This window comes from Actinoallomurus acaciae, assembly GCF_042429965.1.
Taxonomy (GTDB): Bacteria; Actinomycetota; Actinomycetes; order Streptosporangiales; family Streptosporangiaceae; genus Actinoallomurus; species Actinoallomurus acaciae.
On sequence record NZ_JBHLZP010001009.1, the window covers coordinates 1 to 1,445 of the forward strand.

The 1,445-nt window shown below is 75.1% G+C and carries 2 protein-coding genes; both read left to right on the forward strand.

Annotated elements, in window-relative coordinates; translation table 11 throughout:
* On the forward strand, window positions 1-641 hold a 641-nt coding region (locus ACFFNX_RS49915), incomplete at its 5' end, for a hypothetical protein (protein ID WP_378213513.1).
* On the forward strand, window positions 638-1,445 hold an 808-nt coding region (locus tag ACFFNX_RS49920; RefSeq protein WP_378213514.1), incomplete at its 3' end, for a serine/threonine-protein kinase. The genes ACFFNX_RS49915 and ACFFNX_RS49920, both read left to right, overlap by 4 nt.

Consider the following 1,445-nt stretch of genomic DNA (forward strand, 5'->3'; position numbering starts at 1 on the left):
TCGCCCTCCGCGCCCGGGGAGCGGACCACCCGCACGCCCGCCCCTCCGTCGCGCGGTCCACGACGGCCGCCGCCTCCCCGGCGGCGAGCCCGTCCGCCGCCGGCCGATACGTCAGGCCGTTCGACTTCTGCGCCCTGCTCACCCCGGCCCAGGTCGCCCGGCTGATCCCGCACGCGTCGAAAAAACCCGACGCCCACTCGTGCGCCTGGTTCGCGGCAGCACGCCACCAGGCCATCTCCGTCTCGGCGGAGTCCGTCTACGACCGCACGACCGGGACGACGGCCGAGGACCCGTGGACCGCCACGCCCGACGCGGCTCGCGCCTCCTACAACGAGCAGTACGCCGCCGACAGCAGGCCGAGTTCCGGCATCGCGTGGGGCTGGGACGAGATCGGGGTACGGCGTACCGGCGCGCGGCAGAGCGCGGCACGACGCGTCTCAGGGGTCGGAGAGGCCGCCTACATGACCGAGACCTCCCAGAAGGGGACCGTGGAGCGGGCCGACGTGATGTTCCGCGACAGCAACCTCTACATCTCGATCTGGTTCGCCGCCGCGGACGGCTCCGGCGACGCGGCGCGGATCCGCGCCGGCGCCCTCGACACCGCCAAGTGGGTCTCCCAGGCGCTGCGGCGGATGCCGTGACCCGGGTGCTGGCCGGGCGCTACCGGCTGTCGGCGCAGCTGGGCCGTGGTGGCATGGGCGCGGTCTGGCGTGCCGACGACCAGGTGCTGGGACGTACGGTCGCGGTCAAGGAGCTCTCACTGCCCACGGGGATCACCGCCGAACGCCGCGCCGCCCTGTGCGAACGCGCGATCCGCGAGGCCCGGGTGTCGTCCCGGCTGAGACACGAGTCGATCATCGGGGTACACGACGTGATCGCCGAGGACGACCGGCCGTGGATCGTGATGGAGCTGCTGGCCGGCCGCGCCCTCGACGAGGCCGGACCGCTGCCCCCGCACCGGGTGGCCGAGATCGGGCTGGCCGTGCTGGACGCACTCGGCGTGGCCCACGCGGAGGGAGTGCTCCACCGCGACGTCAAGCCGGGCAACATCTTCCTCTGCGACGACGGCCGGGTGGTCCTCACCGACTTCGGCATCGCCACGCTCGCCGGCGACGTGTCGCTGACCGCCTCCGGCGGCCTGGTCGGGTCGCCGGGTTACATGGCGCCCGAGCGCCTTCGCGGTGACACCGCCGGGCCGCCCTCGGACCTGTGGTCGCTCGGGGCCACGCTCTACGCCGCGGCGGAGGGCCGGTCGCCGTTCGCCCGGCGGACGGTGGCGGGCACGCTGAGCGCCGTGCTGACCGAGGAGCCCGCCCCGCCGCACCGGTCGGGGCCGCTCGGCCCGCTTCTCATGGCCATGCTCGCCCGCGACCCGGCACACCGGCCGCCGCCGGACGCGATACGTGCGTTCCTGCGTCGCGTGGCCGGGGGAGAGGCGCCCGCGC